Origin of the sequence: Micromonospora sp. WMMD1128 (genome assembly GCF_027497235.1) — a bacterium.
GTDB lineage: Bacteria > Actinomycetota > Actinomycetes > Mycobacteriales > Micromonosporaceae > Micromonospora.
The window spans coordinates 1,802,932-1,820,518 of sequence record NZ_CP114902.1; the positions used below are offsets into that span (position 1 = coordinate 1,802,932).

Below are 17,587 nucleotides of genomic sequence, written 5' to 3' on the forward strand. Positions count from 1 at the left end.
TGCGCCCCGCACGCGTGCCGCGGCCGGGTCGACCACGGCCGCCCCAGCCGGATCTGAGCAGTCGCAGCAGCCCCGCGCCGACCAGGTACGCCACGAGCGCCGGGACGGGCAGGCCGAGCGGGTCCGGCGCGCTGTTCGGCGCGAGGCTGTTCAGCAGCAGTCCGGCGACCAGCCCGGCGTACCCGGCGACGGTCAGCGCGGTCCACGCCGGACCGTGCTCGCCGTCGGGCCGCCCCGCCCGGCCGCCGGCCGGGCGGCGGGTGCGGGCCTCGACCGGGCCGAAGACGGCGACCAGGGCCGAGAGCACCACGGTCAGGGCGAGCAGCCACGGGATCCGCCAGGCCCACCACGCCGGCGACCCGACCGGGGGCGTGGGCAGCACACCGAGCACGTCCAGCAGGCCGATCAGCAGGATCGCGGCCGTCAGGTGCCACAGGAATACGGTGAGCACCACCGCGTTCACCGCGATCACCGCCTGCCACGGGCCGGGCCGGCGCAGCCAACGGCCGGCCGGGCGGCGCAGCAGCAGGATCAGCCCGAGCTGGGTGGCGGCGGCGGCGAGCAGCGCCAGGCTCGGCGGCGCGGCGTTGTCCAGCCGCTCGCCCGGCACGTGCAGCATCGCCACCGGGTACGGCCCGACAACGGTCAGCAGGATCAACGCGGCCACGCCGCCGGTGAGCAGGACTGCGCCGGCCCGGCGGGACAGCGGCAGCCGACGATGGCGGGGAAGCTGGGGTACGCGGGCGTCGTACCAGGCGAAGCCGAGCTGGTGCAGGGCCAGCCAGGCGAACAGGTAGTTGCCGTCGGCCAGTCCGCCCGGACCGAGCAGCCGGCCCAGGTCACCGAGCGCGACGAGACCGACGAGCACCGCCGGCACGGCCAGCCCGAACCGGCGGTGCAGCGCGTACATCGGCGGGGTCAGCGCCACCGCCACGAGATAGGCGACCAGGAACCAGAGTGGGATGGTGGCGAACCAGACCACCGTACGGACCTGGGCCGGCTCGGCGTCGCGTACGGTGGCGACCGCGGCGCCGGCGGTCAGCACCAGCAGCAGCATGGTGGTCGGTCGGACCAGCCGGGCGCTGCGGTCCACCAGCCAGCCGGTCGCGGTCCCGCCCCGGCCCCGGCGGGCGGTGAGAGAGGCGGCGTTGGCGTAGCCGCCGACCAGGAAGAACACCGGCATCACCTGGGCCAGCCAGGTCAGCGGCCAGGCCCAGGGCAGGTCGGCCAGCGCCGAGTGACCGGCCGGACGGCCGTGGTCGTACCCGATCGCGGTCACGCCCCAGTGGCCGAGCACGACCAGGGTGATCGCCAGCGCCCGGAGCAGGTCGACGTAGCGCTCCCGCTCCGGCGGCGTGCGCTCGGCGAGCTGCCGCAGGCGGCGCATGGCCCCAGGCTATGCCAGCTCTCGACGACCGATATGGATAACAGAGTCGCTTGACTGGTAGGAGATCTCCTACCTATGCTGGCGGTCATGTCCGTCACCCGTGTGCAGATCGTTTCCGTGCCCGTCCGCGACCAGGACCGGGCCCGCGACTTCTACGTCGACGTCCTCGGCCTCGACCTGGTCCGGGACAACCCGATGGGGCCCGGTGGCCGCTGGGTCCAGGTGGCCCCGAAGGGTGCCGCGACCACGCTGACGCTCGTCACCTGGTTCGACAGCATGCCGCCCGGTTCCCTGCGCGGCCTGGTGCTGGAGACCGACGACCTCGACGCCGACGTCACCCGGCTGGGCGAGCGGGGCCTGACGTTCGCCGAGGACGGCGTCCAGGTCGCGCCCTGGGGCCGCTACGTCACGTTCGCCGACCCGGAGGGCAACGGCATCGTGCTCCAGGAGACCCGTGTCTGAGTCGGACGTGTTCGCGGCCCTCGCCAACCCCACCCGGCGGGAACTGCTGCGGCTGCTCCGCGAGGAGGGGGAGCAGCCGGTGCAGCGCCTCGCCGACCGCTTCGACATGCGCCGCCCCAGCCTGTCCGAGCACCTGCGGGTGCTCAAGGAGGCCGGGCTGGTCACCGAGCAGCCGGTCGGCCGGCAGCGCTTCTACGCGCTGCGCCCCGAGCCGCTGCGCGAGGTGGCCGACTGGCTCACCCCGTACGAGCGGTTCTGGCGGTCCCGCCTGGCGGGCCTGCGCGAGGTGTTGGACGGGATGCCGGATGGCTGAGCCGACCCGCATCGCGGTGGACCAGTTCCTGCCCCATCCGCCGGCCAAGGTCTGGCGCGCGCTGACCGATTCTGATCTGATCGCCCGCTGGCTCATGCCGAACGACTTCCGGCCGGCCCGGGGGCACCGGTTCACCCTGCGGACCGTCCCGCGCCCCGGGCAGGGTTTCGACGGCACGGTCCACTGCGAGGTGCTGGAACTCGACGAGCCACACCGGATGCGGTGGGCCTGGCGCGGCGGCCCGCTCGACACGGTGGTCACCTGGACCCTGGCACCGGAGGGCCGGGGCACCCGCCTGTTCCTGGAACACGCCGGCTTCGACCCGGACGACCCGCTCCAGCGGCGGACGTTCACGCTGCTGGACGGCGGCTGGCGCACCACGGTCTGGACCCGTCTCGCCGACACGCTGGCCGCCCTGCCCTGAGCCGTCCCGGCCCGGCCGGTGGCCGGTGGCCGCGGTCGTCCGTGGTCGTGGTCCGTGGTCGTGGTCCGTGGCCGTGGTTCTTGGTCGTGGTTCTTGGTCGTGGTTCTTGGTCGTGGTTGGTGGTCGTGGTCCGCCGCCGCCTGGCGCGCCGAACGGGTCGGCGGGCCAGGTTCTGCCGTCCCGGCGCCACGGTGCCGACCGCAGCGACCCCGCGCCTGGTGCCGGCTGAAGGACGGCGGTGCCCGCCCCGGCGTGGCCGTCGGCGGAGGAGGTGGCCGTCGGCGGAGAATGTCGCCGTCGGCGGAGGAGGTGGCCGATCGGCGGCTAGAAACTTGATGACGCGGACGATTCAAGGCAACCGGCCGTCGGTGAGCCATCTATGTCATCAAGTTTCTAGGCACCCGAGGGCGGTCCCGCCCTGGCGCTCGGCGAGGCGGCCGGGAGTCACTCACGGGTGCCTCGCCGCGCTGGGAGCAGGAACGACTCGCTCCACCGGCCATCGCTTTCGATGGTGGTGAGCAGTGGTTGCTTCGGCTCCAGGAGGGCGTGGCAGGCACCATCCGTCCGCGCCACCCGCAGAGGGCGTGCGGGGTGCCCGGGGGGCGTGCGGGGACGGGCAGGGTGCCGGGGGGAGGGGCGTGCGGGGGGCGGGCGGGGTGCGGGTCACGCCGGCGGCGGGACGAGCCGGGCGTGCAGCACGGCCGGGTCGGACACCTCGGGTAGGTCGCGGGCGGCGAGCCAGGCCGCGGCGGCGGCGCCGTCCCCAGCGCCGTGCAGCGGTGCTCCCGGCCAGCGGCGGGACAGTTCGGCGCGGACCGCGGCGGCGAGCGGGGTATCGCCGGTGAGCAGGCCACCGCCGAGCACCACGGGGTCGGACGCACCGGCGGGGCGGATCCGGGAGACGCTCTCCGCCAGCAGCTCGGCGGCCTCCGCGATCAGGGCGCTGCCGGTCGGCTCACCCTCGCGGGCCGCCGAGACGACAAGCGGCGCGAGTCGGGCCAGCTCCACCGGTGGGCGTCGGGTCACCGCCTGCACCACGGCGTCGACTGTGGCCCTGGGTCGGGCGGCCACCTCGCTGCTGCCGGTCAGCTCCGTCAGGACGCGGCGGGCGAGTTCGCCCGGCGGGTCGGCGCGGTCCAGGTCGGTCAGCAGCCGGCGGACCGCCTCCCGACCGAGCCAGAACCCGGAGCCCGCGTCGCCGAGCAGCCAGCCGTGACCGTCCGCGGTGCGGTCCAGGCGCAGCCCGCGCACCTGGGCGGCGATCGCGCCGGTGCCGGCGATGAGCACCGTGCCGTCCGGGGCGGCGGTGCCGGAGGCGTAGGCGACCAGGGCGTCGCCGTGCACCGTGTACGGGCACCGCAGCCCCGCGTCGGTCCACGCCCGGTCGAAGGCGGCGCGGCCGGTCGGGTCGGCGAGGAGGCGGCCGGCGCCGGCGAGGCCGATCACGCCGGCGCGTACCCGGGTCGGGTCGATGTCGGTGAGCGCCGCGCGCAGGGCGGAGAGCAGCTCGGCGGCGGCCGGCTCGGCGCCGTGACTGGTCGGGTTGCCGCCGCCCGCGCGGCCGGTGCCCAGGCGTACGCCGTCGAGGCTCAGGGCGGTGGCGCGGGTGGACGTACCCCCGACGTCGAGGCCGACCACGACGGTGTCCGACATGGTCTCCATGCTGGTGGGGCCGGTCCGCCCGGCGCAAGATCGCGGCCGGGCGGCAGGTAACAGTTTGAAAACTTCGCCCACAGCCTTGACACGGAGGGGCCTTCAGTAAGAACTTTTACCACTAACAGTTAACACTCCTTTCCGAAAGGCTTCCGCCGATGGCCGAGCACGAGGTCGAGACTTCCGCGGGAACCGCGGTGGTCGACGCCGCTCCGGCCGACCGGCGGGGCGTCGACGGGGTGCTGGCCAGGGTCCGGGCCGGCGCGGCGGAGCTGACGGGAGCCCTGCGCCGGGTCGCTGAGCACGTGCTCAGCGACCCGGAGGCAGCGGCGCGCGCGACGATCGTCGAGCTGGCCGAGCGCAGCGGCACCTCGCCGGCGACCATCACCCGGTTCTGCCGGGCGATGGGCTTCGAGGGGTACGCCGACCTGCGCCTCGGCATCGCCGCCGAAACCGGCCGGGCCCGCTCCGCCGGCTGGACCGTCGACATCGGCCGCGAGATCCAACCGGGCGACCCGCTCTCCCGGGTGCTCGACCAGATCATGGCCGCGGACACCCGGGCCATGCACGACACCGCCGCGCTGCTCGACCTGGCCGAGGTGGAACGCGCCGCGGTCGCCATCGCCGGGGCGAACCGGGTGAACATCTTCGGCGCCAGCGGCAGCGCCCTGGTCGGCGAGGAGATGCAGTTCAGCCTGCACCGCATCGGGGTGGCCGCCTGGGCGTGGAGCGACGTGCACGAGGGCCTGGCCAGCGCCGCGCTGCTGAGCGCCGGCGACGTCGCGCTCGGCATCTCACACACCGGTCAGACCCGGGAGACCATCGAGCTGCTCGCCGAGGCGGGCAGCCGCGGGGCCACCACCGTCGCGTTGACCGGCTTCCCCCGTTCGCCGCTCGCCGAGCTGGCCGACATCGTCCTGGTCACCGCCAGCCAGGCCACCACCTTCCGGCCGGATGCGCTCTCCGCCCGGCATCCCCAGCTCGTCGTACTCGACCTGCTCTACATCGCGGTGGCGCAGCGCACCCACGACCGCGCCCACGCGGCCTTCCGGCGTACCGCCCAGGCCGTGGACGGGCACAAGGCCGCGAAGGGGGCCCTCTCATGATCAGTGCCCAGGGGTACGCGGACGCCGTCCGCCCGGTCCTCGACCGGCTGGTGGACAGCCAGGCGACGGCGGTGCACCGGGCGGCGGACCTGATCGCCGGCGGCCTGCGCGCCGGTGGCGTGCTCCAGGCGTTCGGCGCCGGCCACTCGGAGGCGTTCGCCGCCGAGCTGGTCGCCCGGGCCGGCGGCCTGGTCCCCGCCAACCGACTCTCCCTGCACGACCTCGTGCTGCACGGCGACGCGCCCCGCGACGTGCTCGCCGACCCCAAGCTGGAACGCGACCCGGCGGTGGCGCATGATCTCCTCGCCCTGGCGGCGCCGCAACCGGAGGACGTGTTCGTCGTCGCCTCGCAATCCGGCATCAACGGCTCGGTGGTCGAGTTGGCGACGCTCGTCAAGCGGGGCGGCCACCCCCTGATCGCGGTCACGTCGGTCGAGCACACGGCCCGGGTCGCCCCTCGGCACCCCTCCGGGCACCGGCTCGTCGACCTCGCCGACGTCGTGCTGGACAACGGCGCGCCGTACGGTGACGCACTGCTGCCGCTCGAGGGCGGCGGCGCGGTCTGTGCGGTCTCCTCGGTCACCGCGGCGCTGCTGGCGCAGCTGCTGACCGCCGAGGTCGTACGACGGTTCCACCAGGCCGGAGAGGTGCCCCCTATCTACCTCTCCGCCAACGTCCCCGGTGGGGACGAGCACAACCTCGCCCTCGAGTCGCGGTACGCCGGGCGTCTCCGGCGGACCGCCTGACCCGACACCACAAGGAGAGACAAGATGTCGGTTACCCCCGAGAAGTCCGACCTCAGCCGTCGGACGCTGCTCCAGCGCGCCGGCGCGGCCGGCCTGATGGCCATCCCGGCGGCCGGTCTGCTCAGCGCCTGCGCCGGCAGCGAGCCGAGCAAGTCCGACAGCGGCGGCGGCGCGGCCAAGAGCGACGACAACCCGTTCGGTGTCAAGGACGGCAGCGCCGTCAAGGTGGTCGTGTTCAACGGCGGCCTGGGCGACCAGTGGGCGAAGGAGGACAAGGTCGTCTTCAACGCCAAGCACCCGAACGTCACGGTCAACATGTCTTCCACCCAGAAGATCAAGACCGAAGAGCAGCCCAAGATGGCGACCCAGCCGAGCGACCTGGTGATGAACTCGGGCGCCGACATGATGGACCGCAGCACCCTGATCAACGAGGGCGCCATCGAGCCGCTCGACGACCTGCTCACCGCGCCCGCCTGGGACGGCGAGGGCACGGTCGGCGACTCGCTGCTGCCCGGCACCGTCGCCGACGGCACCCAGAACGGCAAGTTCTACGTGGTGAACGTCGCCTACACGGTCTGGGGCAACTGGTACAACGCCGCCCTGTTCAAGAAGGAGGGGTGGACGCCGCCGACCACCTGGGACGAGTTCTTCGCCCTGGCGCCGAAGATCAAGGCCAAGGGCATGGCGCCGTACGTGCACGACGCGGCGCACGGCTACTACCCGCGCTGGGCGCTGTTCGCCAGCATCTGGAAGGCGGTCGGCAAGCAGGCCGTCGTCGACATCGACAACCTCAAGGACGGCGCCTGGAAGGCCGACGGCATCGTCGCCGCGCTGGAGCCGTGGGAGAAGCTGGTCAAGGACAAGCTGCTGCTGCCGGGCAAGCTCGACCACACCCAGTCGCAGCAGGCGTGGCTGGACGGCAAGGCGGCGTTCATCCAGGTCGGCACGTGGCTGAAGAACGAGATGGCGTCGACCATCCCGCCGGGCTTCGAGCTGACCATCTCCGACTACTGGAGCAAGCCCGGCGACAAGGCCGCCAAGGACGTCTTCGCCTCCTCCGGCGAGGGCTTCGTGGTGCCCAGCAAGGCACCGAACAAGGAGGCCGCGAAGGAGTTCCTGCGGGCCATCCTGTCCAAGACCGGGTCGGCGAAGTTCGCCGAGCTGACCAAGTCGCTGGCATCCACGAAGGGCTCCGGCGACAACGTCCAGGACAGCGCGCTGGCCAGCGCGAACGCCCTCGTCAAGGGCGGCAGCGGGGATCTCATCTCGGTGAAGTTCCCGGACTTCTACGCCGACCTGGACAAGGAGAGCCAGAACCTCTCCGAGGAGCTGATGGCGGGCCGGCTCACCGCGCAGCAGTTCGTCGACAAGATGCAGACGGCCGCCGACAAGGTCGCCAAGGACTCGTCGATCAAGAAGCAGACCCGCACCGCCTGACGCTGTCGAGGAAGTGAGTTCAATGCGGCACGGAGTCGCGCGTTTCGTCACGGGCTTCCTGGCCCTGCCCGTCGCGCTGTACCTGTTCTACGTGGTGTGGCCGTTCGCCCAGGCGGCGGGCTACTCGCTCACCGACTGGGGTGGGTACTCGGATTCCCAGCGCTTCGTCGGGCTGGACAACTACGTCCGGCTGTTCTCCGACGAGCTGATCCGGAAGGCGTTCTGGCACAACGTGTTCTTCCTGGTCACCGTGCCGCTGTTCACGATCGCGCTGGCCCTGTTCCTCGCGTTCCTGCTCAACGTGGGCGGACGCGAGGACAGGGCCGGCATCCGCGGGGTGTTCGGCTCCGCGGTCTACAAGGTGGTCTTCTTCTTCCCGCAGGTGCTGTCGCTGGTGGTCATCGCCGTCATGTGGCAGCAGATCTACCGCACCGACGGGCAGGGCCTGATCAACGGCCTGCTGATCAAAGCCGGCCTGGTGGACGCGGACAACCCGATCGCCTTCACCGCCGACCCGGAGCCGTTCCTCGGCGTGCCGGCGGTGCTGTGGTGGCTGCTGCTCATCGCGGTGTGGAGCGGCGCCGGCTTCTACATGGTGCTCTTCTCCGCCGCCATGCAGTCGATCCCGAAGGACATCTACGAGGCCGCGATCCTCGACGGCGCGGGCCGGTTCCACACCTTCTTCCGGGTGACCCTGCCGCTGCTGCGGGACAGCATCTCGGTGGCCTGGGTCTACCTCGGCTTCATCGCGCTGGACATGTACGCCCTGGTCTTCGTCATGACGCCGAGCCAGGGCGGGCCGAACCACGCCAGCGAGATCTTCGCGTCGGTGCTCAACTTCACCGCGTTCCAGAAGGGCCAGTTCGGCTACGCCTGCGCGATGGGTGTCGCGCTCGCCATCTTCACGATCCTGCTCGCCGCGGTGCAGCTGAGGATCACCCGTCGTGACCGTATCGAGTACTGAAGGAGGCGCGGCGATGAGCACGGCAACACACGGTCTCGACCGGGCCGGCCAGGCCACCACCGGATCGGGCGGCGCCCCCGTACGCCGGGAGGAGCGGCACCGCGCCGGGGTCGGCTCCCGGATCTTCAACGGCTTCTCCCACGTGTTCCTGGTGGTCTGGGCCGTGATGGTCATCTACCCGCTGCTGTGGGTGGTGATGTCCGCGCTGAAGGACGACTCGGAGGTCATCCGCGAGCCGCTCTCCCTGATCCCGGACAAGCTGCACTGGGAGAACTTCGGCCGGGCCTGGACCGAGGGGCACCTCGGCTCGTTCTTCCTGAACACCCTCCTGGTGCTGGCCGGCAGCGTCACGCTGACCATGCTGCTCGGCTCGATGGCCGCGTACGCGCTGGCGCGGTTCGAGTTCCGCGGCAACCGGCTGATCTACTACATGTTCCTGTCCGGGCTGACACTGCCGATCTACCTGGCCGCGGTGCCGCTGTTCAAGGGCGTCTACAACACCGGGGTCAGCTTCCCGCTGCTCGGCCCGAACAAGCACCTCATGCTGATCCTGGTCTACGTGGCCTGGTCGCTGTCGTTCACGATCTTCTTCATGCACTCGTTCTTCCGGACGCTGCCCGAGTCGATCGCGGAGGCGGCCTCGGTCGACGGGGCCTCGCACACGCGCACGTTCTTCAGCGTGATGCTGCCGATGGCCAAGCCCGGCCTGATCAGCATCGGCATCTTCAACGTGCTCGGCCAGTGGAACCAGTGGTACCTGCCGACCCTGCTCATGCAGTCCGTCGCCGGCGAGCCGAAGCACCAGGTCATCGCGCAGGGGCTGATCGAGCTGTCGGTCAACCAGGGCTACAAGTCCGACTGGTCCGGATTGTTCGCCGGGGTCACCATGGCGATGCTGCCGGTGCTGATCGTGTACATCGTCTTCCAGCGCCAGGTCCAGTCCGGCCTCACCGCAGGCGTCAGCAAGTAACCGCACGCGCCACGCGGTCGGGCCGGCCCGGGCCGGGCCGCGTCGCGCGTTAGGCGGGGGCCCCGCTTAACACCTGGTGTTAAGCGGGGCCCCCGCCTATGCAGAAAACGTTAAGCGGGGCCCCCGCCTTACACCCTCACCCTGTCGGTGGGGGGAGGCAGAATCGCGTTTGTGCGGGTGGTGGCGGTGGTGGCGGTGGTGGCGGGGGAGCGGGGCGGCGGGACGCTGCAACCGCTCGACGTCGACGGCCGCCCGGCCGGCCCGGCCGAGGAGGTGGCCGACCTGGCCGCCGCCGTCGGTGCCCGCGAGGCGGCCGAGCGGCCCCGCTGGGTGTGGGCCACCGGCGGGAGCGTCTACCCGGCGTTGCTGCGCGCCGGGATCCGGCTCGACCGCTGCCACGACGTCGAGCTGACCGAGGCGTTGCTGCTCGGGCACGCGGGCCGTTGGGGAGAGCCGCGCGCGCTGCCCGCCGCCTGGGCCCGGCTGACCGGGGCGCCGGTCCCACCGGACCCGGCGCCCCGCCCGCCGGAGCCGCCCGGCCACGGCCAGGGCGCGCTCTTCGACCCACCGTCCGGCCCGCCGGGCCCCGGCCTCACGGCATTGACCCGGGTGTACGCGGACCAGCTCGCCCGGGTCGCGGCGACCACCCACCCCGGCCGGTTCCGGCTGCTGGTGGCCGCCGAGTCGGCAGGTGTCCTGGTCGGCACCGAGATGGGCGCGGCCGGCCTGCCGTGGCGCGTCGACGTGCACGACGCGATCCTGGCCGAGCTGCTCGGCGAGGCGTCCCCGGTGGGCGGCCCACCCCGCCGGCTGGCCGACCTCCAGGCGCGGATCGCCGCCGCGTTCGGCGTACGCCATCTGCACGCCGACTCGCCCGCGGAGCTGTTGCGGGCGTTCGCCCGGGCGGGGGTGGAGCTGCCGAACACCCGGGCGTGGGTGCTGCGCGGGGTGGAACATCCGGCGGTGCCGCTGGTCCTGGAATACAAGGAGCTCTACCGGATCTGGACGGCGCACGGCTGGGCCTGGCGCGACGCCTGGGTGTCCGGCGGCCGGTTCCGTCCGGAGTACGTGCCCGGCGGCGTGGTCTCCGGCCGGTGGGCGACCCGGGGCGGCGGGGCGTTGCAGATCCCGAAGGTGATCCGGCGGGCGGTGGTGGCCGATCCGGGCTGGACGTTCGTGGTGGCCGACGCCGGCCAGCTCGAACCGCGGGTGCTGGCGGCGGTCTCCGGCGACCAGCGGCTGGCCGCCGCCGGTGGCGCCGGTGATCTGTACGCGGCGCTGGCCCGGGACGCGTTCGCCGGTGACCGGACCCGGGCCAAGGTGGCATTGCTCGGCGCGATGTACGGGCAGACCGGCGGCGCGGCGGTGCCGGCGCTGGCGGTGCTGCGCAGGAGCTATCCGACCGCGTTCGGCTACGTCGAGGCGGCGGCGCGCACCGGTGAGGCGGGTGGGCTGGTCCGGTCGTGGCTGGGCCGCACCTGCCCGCCGGGCGCGGTCGGGTTCGCCGACGCGGACGAGGTGGTGCAGGACGGCGAGGCGGATCCGCGTGGCCCGTCGGCGCGTGCGGCCCGCTCGCGGGGGCGGTTCACCCGTAACTTCGTCATCCAGGCCACCGCCGCGGAGTGGGCCTCGACGCTGCTGGCCACGCTCCGCACGGCGTTGGCCGGCACCGCGGCCGAGTTGGTCTTCTTCCAGCACGACGAGGTGGTGGTGCACTGCCCGGCCGACCAGGCCGGCGCGGTCGCCGAGGCGGTCACCGCAGCCGGGGAGCGGGCCACCACGCTGTTGTTCGGCGACACCCCGGTCCGCTTCCCGCTCGACCTGTCCACGGTGGACTGCTACGCGGATGCGGCATAGTCACACAATTTTCCGTTTTGCCCCGCTACCCGGCCGCGAGCGCGCTCGTTGGGCCCGGTGTGCGTACGACGGGACGGACCGGGCGCTGCTGTGCCCGGTCCGTCCCCCTGGTCGAGGGGGCACCGCTGAACCGGATCGCTGCAATGATCATCGCCGCTGGTGGGGGCCGCCGCATCGGCGGACCCGAGGCGCTGCTGCACCTGGGCGAGAAGCCGCTGGTGAGCCGGATGATCGACACGATGGCCGACGCGGGCTGCGCGCAGGTCGTGGTCGTGCTGGGCGCGGCGGCCGAGCAGGTGCGGCGGACCACCGACCTGACCGGCGCCACAGTCGTGGTCAACCGGGCCTGGGGGACCGGGGTGGGCTCCTCGATCCGGGCCGGGCTGGCCGCGCTCACCGACGACGGCATCGAGGCGGTCGTCGTGGTGCCGGTGGACATGCCCGGGCTCACCGCGGCGGCGGTACGCCGGGTGGCCGCGCTGCCGTATCCGGATGCGCTCGTCTGCGCCACCTACGAGGGGTTGCGCAACTATCCGATGCTCTTCGGCCGCCGGCACTGGCCCGGCATCGCCACGCTGGCGAGCGCCGACGTCGGCGCCCGGCCCTACCTGCTGGCGCACAAGGAGCAGATCGTCGACATCTCCTGCGACTCGGTGGCCGACGGCAGCCGGATCGACAGTCCGGAGTTGATGGCGCTCTACGGCCTGTCGGTGCCCGAGCAGCGCATCGGCGCGTGAATCGGCAGGGCGAAGCGAACCCACCGATCGCCGTATCCGGTCCAGGACCTCGGCGATCTCCCGGGTTTCCTTGTGGTCCGGCCCGTACGCCAGCGCTAGGTCCTCGTGCATCGGGACGAGTTCGTCCAGGGCTGGTTCGACGCTGCCCTCGGTGAGCAGAAGCCTGGCGATGTTGCGACGCGGCTCCAGTGCGTCGGGCGACACATCCCCCTCAGCCACATTGATCTTGACCGGGCGTGCCCATCGTTACGATTCGACCGTCGACCCGACACCGTCCGCAGTGGTCACTGAACAATCCCAGGTCCGGGGCATGCTGTGCGGATGACCCAGATGCTGAGGCGCGCCTTGTAGTATGTCGCCAGCAGACGTCACGCGCGCCCTGCGCCTGCGGTGGCGCACAGTGGTCGGCGGTGGAGGGCTGTGTGGGACCAGAAGGCACTGAGGGGACCCTTTCCGAAGACTTGTCCCCAGACTGTCTGTTCTGTCGGCAGGATGACGTGCGCCTGAACCGGATCTCGCACCGGAACGCGACCTGCTTTGCCCGACTGGACAATTTTCCGGCCTCGGAGGGGCACACCGAGATCGTCCCGAAACGCCACGTGGAGTCGTTCTTCGATCTGACTGCCGAGGAACTCCGTGATGCCTTCGCGCTGATCTTGGCGGTGCGCGACGAACTGTCCCAACGGTTACGGCCGGAGGGATGGACCATCGGTGTCAATGAGGGCCGCGCGGCGGGGCGCAGCGTCGACCACCTGCACATTCACCTCATACCCCGCCGATTCGGTGACGTCGAGGACCCAGCCGGCGGCATACGGCAGATCCTGCCCAACTGTGATCCGGGCACCTGGCAGGCGGCTACGGACCAGGCGATGAACGAGCGCCATCGGGTGCTGAGCTGACCGCTCTCAATCCGTCAGACGTGCAGGATGCCGTCGTCTCCCAGCAGCATGCACAACGAATTGACCTCGTGCCAGAGTTCGTCGTCGGCGAGGGTGCCGAAGCCGGACGTGGCGTCCACGCTGACGCAGCCGATGAACTCGCCCCGTCCGTTGCGGATGGGGCTGGCGAAGACGGCACCGCGGTGGCGTACTCGCTGGAACTCCGACCAGGAGAGGTTCATGACGGCGTCGGCGCCCTCGGAGTCGACGTAGGCGTCATATTCGGCCGCTGTGGTGAGCTTGGCCGCGAGCAACTCGACGTCGACGGCCACCTCCTCGTTACGCTTCCAGCAGAGTCCGACGACGCCGGCACCGCGACCGGGTTCGAAGGCGCGGGTGGCGGGAGTGCTTCCCAGCCGATAGGTGGCGATGCGAACCAGCCGGCGACGAGGGTGCCGCACCGCCCAGGCGATTCGCCACACGTGCAGGCCGAGGTCGGAAGGCGGTGGCTTCGGGTCGATGCGCGCGGCGATGGCGAGCAGCCGGCCGAAGTGGTTGAGGATCTGATGGCGTACGGCGGTGCGCCGAGCCATTTGGGAGCGCTCGGACCAGACCTGGGCTGGGGTGAGGGCGCCGAAAGTCGCGATGATGGCCACCAGGAAGGCGATGACGTAGCGGCGGCCACCGAGAATGCTGTTCCAGAACGGGGCGGATGGTACGGAATACTGCTGCGCGACCATGACGCACGTCGCGGAAAGCATTATCGCACGGTCGACGATCTTCGCCGTGAGTGGCCCCATGCGACTAACGGTAGAACGCATGAACAAGCCGGTGAACTGATCACAAATATCTAACTGACATCGATCAATGCTACGGTGGATGCGTCCGCTTCACCTTCCGGCACGGAGGTCGGCGTGGCTGTCACGTCAAGGTGCAACGGTGCCGAACTGTGCGACGAACTGCGCTCCGCTGACGTCAGCACCTTTACGATGACCTATGAGGGTGACCCGCCCAGCCGGCAGATCGCATCCGTCCCGGGCTTCCGGCTCATCGCCGACATGTCTCCGCTGACGGTCGGTCACCTGCTGCTGCTGCCCGAGGACCACTATCTCAGCTTCGGGCATCTCGACGCCGAGCAGTCCGAGCGTGCACGCGCCATCGTCAATGTCCTCCGGCCGCTCTACGTCGCGACCTTCGGGCAGATGGCCGTCTTGGAGCACGGCTCCTCTTCGGAGATGCCCTCGGCGTGCATCACCCACGCCCACTGGCATTTCCTTCCGATCGACGCGGCCCGGGCGGCGAACCTGATGGCACGTGACGGGCTGACACGTGTCGAGTTACCCGACTTCACCGGGTTGCAGCGGTTCGCGGCGGCCGACCGACCCTACTACTACTGCGGCGACGGCAGCACGCACATCGTCTTCGACGCGCAGCGTCGCGTCCGCAGCCAGTATCTCCGCTCGGTGGTCGGAGCCATGCTCGGCATGGCCGATCCGGAATGGGACTGGTCGGTGGTGATCCGCAAGGACCTCCTCCGGGCGACGCTGATCGCCACGCAGGGCTGGCAGGAGCGGCTCGTGGGCGGTGTGGCGGCACCGGGCGTACGCGGGTAGCCGCGTGTTGGCACCTATGGCATACGTTGATGCCGCCCCCGCATCCGGCAGAGGGATTCTCTCGAATGCATCACGGCTTGGCAATCTCTGTGGACGGTCCTAGCGCCAGTGGCAAGACGACCCTCGCCTACGCACTCGCATCTCGACTGCGCATGCACATGCTCGACACGGGGCTGACCTACCGCGCCGTCGCCTATGCCGCGCTGCGGGAGCCGATCTCGCCCGGCAGTCCCCTGTTCGAGCTGCTGCGTCATGAGGTGGCGGCACCAGGGGCGCGACCCGCCCTGCCCGCTGTCGTTTACCACGGGGAAGACATCACCGACGCCATTTGGTCACCAGAAGTGGAACATCAGTTGCGCGTCATATCCGCCGACCCGGCATGGCGGCACGACATCACCACGCACCATCGAATGATCATAGATAGGCACGAGCGCATGATCGTCGTCGGGCGTGACTGCGCCACGGCCGTTATGACGAACGCTGATTGCCACGTGTTTCTCACTGCCAATGAGGCAATCCGGCGGCAACGCCGTCGCCTCCAATACCGGGCGATGCCCGGTCGCACAGTGAGTGCCGGGCCGGCGACCAGGCTCGACGACGCCACCCGCGAACACGTCAGCAGCCAGCCGCACGGCCTCGTCCTGGACACCACCTTCCTGTCGACATCCGCCACGGTGAGGGCCGTCCTTCATCATTTGGGAGACCACCGATGAATTCCGAAGCCACCTACTCCGACGAACCGACCCGGGTCGCAATGCTGGTCGGTGCATTCCTCGCCGGTCAGTCCGGCGCCGTCCTCGGCGACGGGCACGGCCCGCACGCCACCCTGACCGGGGGCGCCGACGCAAGGGACGACTGTGCGGTCTACGAGGTCGACGGCCCGGTCACCCTCGTGGTCGGATCGGACTACGTCCGCGGTCCCAAGTTCGCCCTCTACGAACAGGGCCTGTTGACGAACTTCGACATCGGCTACTACGTCGTGGCCGCCAACGTCAGCGACGTCGCCGCGATGGGTGCCGCACCGATCGGCGTCCTGACCGTCGTCCGCTATCCCCACGACCTCGATGACGACGCCTTCCTCGACATCATGGCGGGCATCAACCAGGCGTGCGCCGACTTCGGCACCTTGAACGTCGGCGGCGACATCGGCAACGCCGAGCGCATCGTCCTGTCCGCCTCGGCCATCGGCATCTGCCGCACCGGCACCGCCCTGACCCGTCGTGGTGCCCGACCCGGTGACTATCTGTGTGTCACCGGCCCGTGCGGGGTCTTGGGCGCTGCGGTCGCCTATTTCCCCAAGCGCAGCGCGAACGGTTGGCACCTGGCCGACGCCCTGGAACAGGACCTTCTGGATGGCTGGCGCCGGCCGCGCGCCCGAGTGGCCGAAGGACGGGTGCTGTCGACCGGTGGCTACGCGACCGCCTGCCAGGACACGTCCGACGGGCTCAAGGCCACCATCGAGCAGCTCGCTGCCACCAGTCGGGTCGGCTTCGAGGTCACCGAGGACGACATCGCCGTTCACCCGGCAGTCAGTGCGGTCGCCAAACTCATCGGCTCCGACGACGTCACCCTCGCGATGAGCGCCTCAGCGGACTTTCAGCTGGCCTTCACCGTTCCCGCCGATCGGCTCGACGCCTGCCGGGACGCATTCGCCCGCAACGGCCTGACGTTCGACGTCATCGGCCGCGCCACCGCGCCCGAGTCGGGGGTGGCCTTCGTCGGCCGCGGCGGCGACCGCCACGCCCTGCCGGGCGTCGCCTGGAAGCATCAGACGACCGACGTCAGCGGCCTCGTCGCCGGAGTCACCGCTCCCACCACCGCCGCACCGTGACCGTCACCACCACGGCTTGGCCCGGAACCGCTCGAATCCGCCAGTCCTATGCCTCGCTGGCCGAGCAATACACCGCGATGACCGCCAGCTACAGCCGGTTTCCCGGACTACAGCAGGAACTGGAGGCGTTCCTCGTCACGCTGCCGGACGGGCCTGTACTGGATCTCGGCTGTGGAGCGGGCCGGGACGCACACCTGACGACCGCGACCGGCAGGACGGCCGTCCTCGCGGACGTCACCATCGAACTGCTGACCGCCACGGCAACACGCCTCGCCACGCCGCACGCCGTGTGTGGGGACGCGATCGCCCTGCCGTTCCGGCAGGCATGTTTCGCCGGCATCATCGCCAGCGGTGTCCTGCTGCACCTGCCCAAGCCCTACACCGCCGCTGCGCTCACCGGCATCCACCGCACCCTGCGGCCCGGTGGCCGGGCACTGATCAGCATGAAGCACGGAGGCCGGGAAGGATGGCGCACCACGGAGGAGTTCCCCGCGCCCCGCTGGTTCAGCTACTACGAGCCGGAAGAGTTCGCCGATGCCTGCCGCGCGGTCGGGCTGCGCGTCGTGCACCTGGACAAGAGCACGCGGAAGGACTGGTTCACCGCCACGACGGAACGGCCGCCGTCCGGTGGGGGCGGCTGAGCCCAGCCCCGCCTCAGCATCGTCGACATCTCCTGCGACGCGGTCGCAGACGACAGCCGGATCGACAGCCCGGAGCTGATGGCGCTCTACGGCCTGTCCGTCCCCGAGCAACGCATCGGCGCGTGAATCGGCAGCGGCTCGCGGCGGTGTACATCGGGGCCGAGCCGGTCAGGTCGACTTGTCGGCGGGGATCAGGACGCCGCTGCCGGACCAGTTGATGTCCTCGTGCGAGATGGCCTTGTCGGGCTCGTCCTCCTCGTCCAGTGTGGAGTAGTCGGCGAGGTAGCGGCCGAAGCCGTACCCGCCGGCCTTCAGCGTCGCGAGCGCCCACGGCCGCAACTGGTCGCGCAGCTTGTCCGGCGCGCGTCGGTCGACCGGCACCCGGACGACGCCGAGCAGGTCGTACCACTCGTCGGCCGTGCCGGCGTCGACCACCCGACAGAGCGAGAACGCGTGCCGCACCGGCGGCTCCGGGTCGATCCACGTGACCTGACTGCGCATGTTGCCTCCTCTTGCTCTCGAAACTTCTCGGGCCAGCATCGTCGATGAACAAATTTATATCAAGAGA

The 17,587-nt window shown here is 71.1% G+C and carries 18 protein-coding genes and 2 pseudogenes; 16 read left to right on the forward strand and 4 right to left on the reverse strand.

Going from position 1 to position 17,587, the window contains the following annotated elements; genetic code table 11:
* Positions 1–31: 31 nt before the first annotated feature.
* A pseudogene (locus tag O7602_RS08625) lies at positions 32–1,387 on the reverse strand (acyltransferase); the annotation flags it as partial.
* Between the two features lie 87 nt (positions 1,388–1,474).
* On the opposite strand from O7602_RS08625, the gene O7602_RS08630 reads away from it, so the two are divergent.
* From O7602_RS08630 to O7602_RS08640, 3 genes are read left to right on the forward strand one after another with little or no spacing between them, the layout of a single operon-like run.
* Positions 1,475–1,849, forward strand: coding sequence for a glyoxalase superfamily protein (locus O7602_RS08630; protein WP_281587706.1), 375 nt, complete (start codon positions 1,475–1,477; stop codon positions 1,847–1,849).
* Positions 1,842–2,162: a metalloregulator ArsR/SmtB family transcription factor gene (locus O7602_RS08635; protein WP_281587709.1), complete on the forward strand. Its 321-nt coding sequence runs from the start codon at positions 1,842–1,844 to the stop codon at positions 2,160–2,162. Before O7602_RS08630 ends, O7602_RS08635 begins: the two co-directional genes overlap by 8 nt.
* Entirely contained in the window at positions 2,155–2,586 is a 432-nt protein-coding gene (locus O7602_RS08640; RefSeq protein WP_281587710.1) for an SRPBCC domain-containing protein, read from the forward strand. The genes O7602_RS08635 and O7602_RS08640 overlap by 8 nt, the downstream gene beginning before the upstream one ends.
* Before the next feature lie 663 nt (positions 2,587–3,249).
* Here O7602_RS08640 and O7602_RS08645 read toward each other — a convergent pair.
* Positions 3,250–4,239, reverse strand: a complete 990-nt coding sequence (locus tag O7602_RS08645; protein ID WP_281587711.1) for a BadF/BadG/BcrA/BcrD ATPase family protein — start codon at positions 4,237–4,239, stop codon at positions 3,250–3,252.
* 158 nt (positions 4,240–4,397) lie between these two features.
* Between O7602_RS08645 and O7602_RS08650 the strand changes: the two genes are divergently transcribed.
* The 8 genes from O7602_RS08650 to O7602_RS08685 all read left to right on the forward strand — a co-directional run bounded on the left by O7602_RS08650 (position 4,398) and on the right by O7602_RS08685 (position 12,955).
* Entirely contained in the window at positions 4,398–5,345 is a 948-nt protein-coding gene (locus O7602_RS08650; protein ID WP_281587712.1) for a MurR/RpiR family transcriptional regulator, read from the forward strand.
* Positions 5,342–6,091, forward strand: a complete 750-nt coding sequence (locus tag O7602_RS08655) for an SIS domain-containing protein (protein ID WP_281587713.1) — start codon at positions 5,342–5,344, stop codon at positions 6,089–6,091. Before O7602_RS08650 ends, O7602_RS08655 begins: the two co-directional genes overlap by 4 nt.
* Before the next feature lie 24 nt (positions 6,092–6,115).
* On the forward strand, positions 6,116–7,528 hold the full coding sequence (ngcE, locus tag O7602_RS08660; RefSeq protein ID WP_281587714.1) for an N-acetylglucosamine/diacetylchitobiose ABC transporter substrate-binding protein: 1,413 nt from the start codon (positions 6,116–6,118) through the stop codon (positions 7,526–7,528).
* Positions 7,529–7,550: 22 nt separating this feature from the next.
* On the forward strand, positions 7,551–8,492 hold the full coding sequence (locus O7602_RS08665) for a sugar ABC transporter permease (protein ID WP_281587715.1): 942 nt from the start codon (positions 7,551–7,553) through the stop codon (positions 8,490–8,492).
* Positions 8,493–8,658: 166 nt separating this feature from the next.
* Positions 8,659–9,462 carry a carbohydrate ABC transporter permease gene (locus tag O7602_RS08670; protein ID WP_348651329.1) on the forward strand — a complete coding sequence of 268 codons (804 nt, stop codon included), beginning with the start codon at positions 8,659–8,661 and terminating at the stop codon, positions 9,460–9,462.
* 141 nt (positions 9,463–9,603) lie between these two features.
* Positions 9,604–11,319 carry a bifunctional 3'-5' exonuclease/DNA polymerase gene (locus O7602_RS08675; RefSeq protein WP_281590214.1) on the forward strand — a complete coding sequence of 572 codons (1,716 nt, stop codon included), beginning with the start codon at positions 9,604–9,606 and terminating at the stop codon, positions 11,317–11,319.
* Positions 11,320–11,462: 143 nt separating this feature from the next.
* Positions 11,463–12,056 carry an NTP transferase domain-containing protein gene (locus O7602_RS08680; RefSeq protein WP_281587717.1) on the forward strand — a complete coding sequence of 198 codons (594 nt, stop codon included), beginning with the start codon at positions 11,463–11,465 and terminating at the stop codon, positions 12,054–12,056.
* 497 nt (positions 12,057–12,553) lie between these two features.
* The gene (locus O7602_RS08685) at positions 12,554–12,955 is read left to right on the forward strand and encodes an HIT family protein (protein ID WP_281587719.1); all 402 of its coding nucleotides are present in this window, start codon (positions 12,554–12,556) and stop codon (positions 12,953–12,955) included.
* Positions 12,956–12,969: 14 nt separating this feature from the next.
* On the opposite strand, the gene O7602_RS08690 is transcribed toward O7602_RS08685, so the two are convergent.
* Entirely contained in the window at positions 12,970–13,734 is a 765-nt protein-coding gene (locus O7602_RS08690; protein ID WP_281587720.1) for a hypothetical protein, read from the reverse strand.
* Positions 13,735–13,848: 114 nt separating this feature from the next.
* Here O7602_RS08690 and O7602_RS08695 point away from each other — a divergent pair, with 114 nt between their 5' ends.
* The 5 genes and pseudogenes from O7602_RS08695 to O7602_RS08715 form a co-directional block, all read left to right on the forward strand.
* Entirely contained in the window at positions 13,849–14,547 is a 699-nt protein-coding gene (locus tag O7602_RS08695; RefSeq protein WP_281587723.1) for a hypothetical protein, read from the forward strand.
* A gap of 65 nt (positions 14,548–14,612) precedes the next feature.
* Positions 14,613–15,260, forward strand: a complete 648-nt coding sequence (locus O7602_RS08700; protein WP_281587725.1) for a (d)CMP kinase — start codon at positions 14,613–14,615, stop codon at positions 15,258–15,260.
* Positions 15,257–16,378, forward strand: coding sequence for a thiamine-phosphate kinase (gene thiL / locus O7602_RS08705; protein WP_281587727.1), 1,122 nt, complete (start codon positions 15,257–15,259; stop codon positions 16,376–16,378). The genes O7602_RS08700 and thiL overlap by 4 nt, the downstream gene beginning before the upstream one ends.
* Positions 16,375–17,019, forward strand: coding sequence for a class I SAM-dependent methyltransferase (locus O7602_RS08710; RefSeq protein WP_281587729.1), 645 nt, complete (start codon positions 16,375–16,377; stop codon positions 17,017–17,019). Before thiL ends, O7602_RS08710 begins: the two co-directional genes overlap by 4 nt.
* 18 nt (positions 17,020–17,037) lie before the next feature.
* Positions 17,038–17,145, forward strand: a pseudogene (locus tag O7602_RS08715) (nucleotidyltransferase family protein); the annotation flags it as partial.
* Between the two features lie 42 nt (positions 17,146–17,187).
* Here O7602_RS08715 and O7602_RS08720 read toward each other — a convergent pair.
* Positions 17,188–17,520 carry a hypothetical protein gene (locus O7602_RS08720; RefSeq protein ID WP_281587731.1) on the reverse strand — a complete coding sequence of 111 codons (333 nt, stop codon included), beginning with the start codon at positions 17,518–17,520 and terminating at the stop codon, positions 17,188–17,190.
* Between the last annotated feature and the right edge of the window lie 67 nt (positions 17,521–17,587).

Excerpts from the sequence above, each read along its gene's own strand:
- O7602_RS08680 (WP_281587717.1), top strand. The coding sequence starts at position 11,463 with ATGATCATCGCCGCTGGTGGGGGCCGCCGCATCGGCGGACCCGAGGCG.
- O7602_RS08690 (WP_281587720.1), bottom strand. The coding sequence starts at position 13,734 with ATGGGGCCACTCACGGCGAAGATCGTCGACCGTGCGATAATGCTTTCC.
- O7602_RS08645 (WP_281587711.1), bottom strand. The coding sequence starts at position 4,239 with ATGTCGGACACCGTCGTGGTCGGCCTCGACGTCGGGGGTACGTCCACC.
- O7602_RS08630 (WP_281587706.1), top strand. The coding sequence starts at position 1,475 with ATGTCCGTCACCCGTGTGCAGATCGTTTCCGTGCCCGTCCGCGACCAG.
- O7602_RS08665 (WP_281587715.1), top strand. The coding sequence starts at position 7,551 with ATGCGGCACGGAGTCGCGCGTTTCGTCACGGGCTTCCTGGCCCTGCCC.
- ngcE (WP_281587714.1), top strand. The coding sequence starts at position 6,116 with ATGTCGGTTACCCCCGAGAAGTCCGACCTCAGCCGTCGGACGCTGCTC.
- thiL (WP_281587727.1), top strand. The coding sequence starts at position 15,257 with ATGAATTCCGAAGCCACCTACTCCGACGAACCGACCCGGGTCGCAATG.
- O7602_RS08700 (WP_281587725.1), top strand. The coding sequence starts at position 14,613 with ATGCATCACGGCTTGGCAATCTCTGTGGACGGTCCTAGCGCCAGTGGC.
- O7602_RS08670 (WP_348651329.1), top strand. The coding sequence starts at position 8,659 with ATGGTCATCTACCCGCTGCTGTGGGTGGTGATGTCCGCGCTGAAGGAC.
- O7602_RS08655 (WP_281587713.1), top strand. The coding sequence starts at position 5,342 with ATGATCAGTGCCCAGGGGTACGCGGACGCCGTCCGCCCGGTCCTCGAC.
- O7602_RS08650 (WP_281587712.1), top strand. The coding sequence starts at position 4,398 with ATGGCCGAGCACGAGGTCGAGACTTCCGCGGGAACCGCGGTGGTCGAC.
- O7602_RS08640 (WP_281587710.1), top strand. The coding sequence starts at position 2,155 with ATGGCTGAGCCGACCCGCATCGCGGTGGACCAGTTCCTGCCCCATCCG.
- O7602_RS08720 (WP_281587731.1), bottom strand. The coding sequence starts at position 17,520 with ATGCGCAGTCAGGTCACGTGGATCGACCCGGAGCCGCCGGTGCGGCAC.